Below are 3,778 nucleotides of genomic sequence, written 5' to 3' on the forward strand. Positions count from 1 at the left end.
GTAGTTAATTGGGGAGTGGGGAGTCTGGGGAGATCAGGAGGGCAAGGGAGATCAGGGAGACAAAGGGGACAAAGGAGATAAGAAAGAATTTACTTCCCCCTCTACCTTGTCTCTTGTCAATCCCCACTCCCAACTTATTAAACTCAACTTTCACCTCCCCAATCTAAAACCCAAAATCTAAAATCCAAAATGTTTTATGGCTTCTACTTTTTCTTTTGACATTGTGAGCGACTTTGACCGCCAAGAGTTGGTTAACGCTGTCGATCAAGTTATACGAGACATTAAAGGTCGTTACGACCTCAAAGACACTCAAACTACTGTCGAGCTAGTTGAAGAAAGCATTAACGTTAGTACTGACAGCGAGTTTACCTTAGATTCTGTACACAACATTCTGCGAGAAAAAGCTGCCAAGCGTAACCTCTCCCAGAAAATCTTTGATTTTGGCAAAGTTGAATCAGCCAGTGGTAATCGCGTGCGTCAAGAAATCAAACTCAAAAAAGGCATTAGTCAGGAAATCGCCAAACAAATTTCCAAATTGATCCGCGACGAATTCAAAAAGGTACAAGCCTCAATTCAAGGGGATGCTGTGCGGGTTTCTGCTAAATCTAAAGATGACTTGCAAGTTGTAATGCAGCGTCTGAAACAAGAAGATTACCCAGTTGCTTTGCAATTTACAAATTATCGTTAACAGATTCGTAATTCGTAGTTAAGAATTAAATTACGAATTACGAATTACGTTAGCGCAGCGTAAGCCTTCTCTACGAGAGGCTTGTCTGCGACACGCTGCGCTAACGCCAACGGCATAGCTTCTCTACGAGACGCTACCGCGAACGCTTAGAGCGACGCAGGAGCGTCATTACGAATTATTTCAAGCCCGTCCGCTAATACTTCTTTGAAATGCCGGAGGCTCAGATAACTGCTTTATATCTGTACGTTCGCTCATTTTGTCCGCGACCACCTGTATTTAGCTCCAGAATCTGCCTATGTGCCTTGACGCGTTTGCCCTGGCAATACCCGGATTTCTCACTTGTGAGAAATCCGGGAAGCACTATCTCACCATTTCAATTACCCGTTTATCAACTTCAGCTTTAACTTCTTCATGCCAATTTGGTAGCTCAGGTTGATATTGATAGCTCTTAAATTCTTGACGCAATTTAGCAACATGGCTGTTGTAGGGTAAATTTCGAGTCTGAAAGCGAAAAATCAAATCTGCGATCGCTAACTTTCTCGATAAGATCAGGAAGCGAAAGATATGATATAAGCTGCGCGGTGCTAATAGTCCTTTTAAACCAAAAGCTTTCCATTGCAACTTCGTATACCAAGCAGCCGTATAAAATGCAGTAGCTTTGATGCCAGTAAAAACATTGGTGCGTCGAGGTTCTAACTTGGCATTTTCCAGGAAGTGTTTATCAAATAATTTACCTGTGTAATAGTGTCCAATCAACTGATCGGCACGCAACTGATCCATAAAACCAATATTGGCTCCTTTTTCTGCCAATTCATTCAGCTGTTTATACACATCCAAGAAAAAGTTCATGTTCTCCTCTACAACATCGGTAGCCATAGAGATGAACTTTAAATCTAAATGCCATTTACCTATGTACATTGGCACCAAAACACCAAACCACCACATTGGATCTGAATATACACGCCAGCTCATCACACTAGCGTTACCCAATTGTTTGGGATGATTGCTGACAAGAAGATTAACATTACGTTGGAATAAAAGATTGAAATTGTTATAAGCTACTCGTTTTTCCTCTGCATCACTTTCACCAGCCAACTTAGCACTTATCACTTCGGTTACACTCTCAACAGCCATTGCAATCATTGTTGATCCCAAGCTATAAAGAGCATCAAAAATGCAAGCAGCATCACCAATTACATACCAATTATCATCAGAAAGAATTGTTTTACTTCTGTGAGCTAACCTTGGCAAATAATGAAACTCTAAGTGTTCGCCACTCTTCAGAAGTTGATACAGAACATTATGATTGGCTTTGAGAAAGGCATAAAACTTTTCTTCAGTATTAACTTGCGAAGCAGAGATCGCGTCATTGTGGTGAACAACTCCTACTGATAAATCCATAGTATCTTTATCTAAAGGAATCATCCACAACCAATGACCAGTTCCCATCCAGTGATTAGTAGCGTAATAACGGCTAGCAAGTGTTTCATTACCATGTAAACCGTTATCGAATATCTTACGGTCTACATTTCTAACCCACACCCATGCAGATCCAGTATCAATTCCATAAAGTTCCTTTTTATCAAAGATCAGATTATCTGTTTTGCGTCCAATAATAAACTTGCGACCAGCAGCATCAATAATATGTTTGGCTTTGAGTTCTAAATATTCACCGCTAGTTTTGACTTTTATGGTTTTGATTGCATCTTTTGGTGCTAATTCTACATCAAGCACGCGACCACTATAATAGGTAGCTCCCATCTGCTTATTCATTTCCAGCACGTCTCGGTCAAATTTAGCGCGATTGATATGAAAAGATGGGAGGTGAAGTTGCCGATTAACCCAAGTGGTATAATAATCGCTCATCGATTCTGTTTTATTTGGGTTTTTAGGCCAGTGAAAATTCAATCCTGACTTTGGTGTATGATTTTCAATCATATACTCTTGCAAACCTAACTCTCGAAACAGAAACATAGCGGCAATTTCGACTGTAGATTCACCAAGCCGGTGATCTGTTCTTTTCGGTTCTTCGGGACGAGAATCAACTATAGCAACCCGAATATTAGGGATTTTGAGTAATAGATGACGGGCTTGGCACACACCTGCGAATCCTGCACCGATGATTACAACGTCGTATTCTAGTGTTTGAGTAGAAGTGTTCATTAGTTATTCCTGAAGTGAATAGTAGTGGAATATTTCAAAATTTTTACTAAGTGCAAGATGTGAATAAAACTAATTTTTTGTAATTCAATTTAATTAGCTTTCACAGAAGTGAGTTGTACTTCAATAGGCTCACTGTTATTTCCAGAATTTATTAGTTGCTGAGTTGGAGGATTACATAATTTATTCAAGGCTTCCATTGTTGTCAAAACTGGTATGGTGTTGTCAGCTACTCTCTTTAGTGGTAAATCATAAAAAGGTACATTTGGCCATTTATGGTGTTCATAATGTAACCAAAAATTATGGGGAAAAAAGATAAATTGTTCCAGTAGGCTAGGTTTAAAGCGTTGGGTAAGTGAATTATCTTCGTTTTCAACTCCAATATGTTCAAACCAAGGTCTGACATTAAATACAGCCCAAAATGACGTAGCTAAGGAAAGATACCAAATTAACGGTATCCAAAGTTGATTTGTGTAAAAGCCAACAGCCAAAAATATAAATGTGGTTAAGATTGGCCCTATGGAACTTTTTAGGGTTTTCGGCCTAAAAATATATAAAAATTTCAGAACTTTAAGAAATCCCAATCCGCAAAAATTAAGTAAAAATATACGTAATACTTTTAGCTTATTAGTTGGGACATCAAAATTTGTTAAATATTGAAGTTCTGAATCATTCTCTGTACCTAGATGTTTATGGTGTTCTATATGCAATGCCCGAAAGCTCTCTACATTGAAAGAAATAGGCCATGCACAGAAAATATTTGCTATTCCATCGTTAATTTTTCGATTTTTGGAAATTAGATTATGAACACCTTCATGGCCCAATACACCCAAGGCATGCTGCCTTGTTCCAATTATGAAAATTGCAAGACCATAAACAACAGATTATTTACATATCCTGCCAACCAAATAGTTATAGCAATAATTGCCC

General features: G+C 38.7%; 2 protein-coding genes and 1 pseudogene. 1 reads left to right on the top strand and 2 read right to left on the bottom strand.

Annotated elements, in window-relative coordinates:
- Positions 1-196: 196 nt before the first annotated feature.
- The gene (locus tag IQ229_RS17480) at positions 197-688 is read left to right on the top strand and encodes a YajQ family cyclic di-GMP-binding protein (protein ID WP_194045877.1); all 492 of its coding nucleotides are present in this window, start codon (positions 197-199) and stop codon (positions 686-688) included.
- Positions 689-1,048: 360 nt separating this feature from the next.
- On the opposite strand, the gene IQ229_RS17485 is transcribed toward IQ229_RS17480, so the two are convergent.
- The gene (locus tag IQ229_RS17485; protein WP_194045879.1) at positions 1,049-2,851 is read right to left on the bottom strand and encodes an NAD(P)/FAD-dependent oxidoreductase; all 1,803 of its coding nucleotides are present in this window, start codon (positions 2,849-2,851) and stop codon (positions 1,049-1,051) included.
- An 89-nt stretch (positions 2,852-2,940) separates the two neighbouring features.
- Positions 2,941-3,714, bottom strand: a pseudogene (locus IQ229_RS17490) (fatty acid desaturase); the annotation flags it as partial.
- Positions 3,715-3,778 lie beyond the last annotated feature (64 nt).

This window comes from Nostoc cf. edaphicum LEGE 07299, assembly GCF_015207245.1.
Lineage (GTDB): Bacteria > Cyanobacteriota > Cyanobacteriia > Cyanobacteriales > Nostocaceae > Nostoc > Nostoc edaphicum_B.

Excerpts from the sequence above, each read along its gene's own strand:
- IQ229_RS17480 (WP_194045877.1), top strand. The coding sequence starts at position 197 with ATGGCTTCTACTTTTTCTTTTGACATTGTGAGCGACTTTGACCGCCAA.
- IQ229_RS17485 (WP_194045879.1), bottom strand. The coding sequence starts at position 2,851 with ATGAACACTTCTACTCAAACACTAGAATACGACGTTGTAATCATCGGT.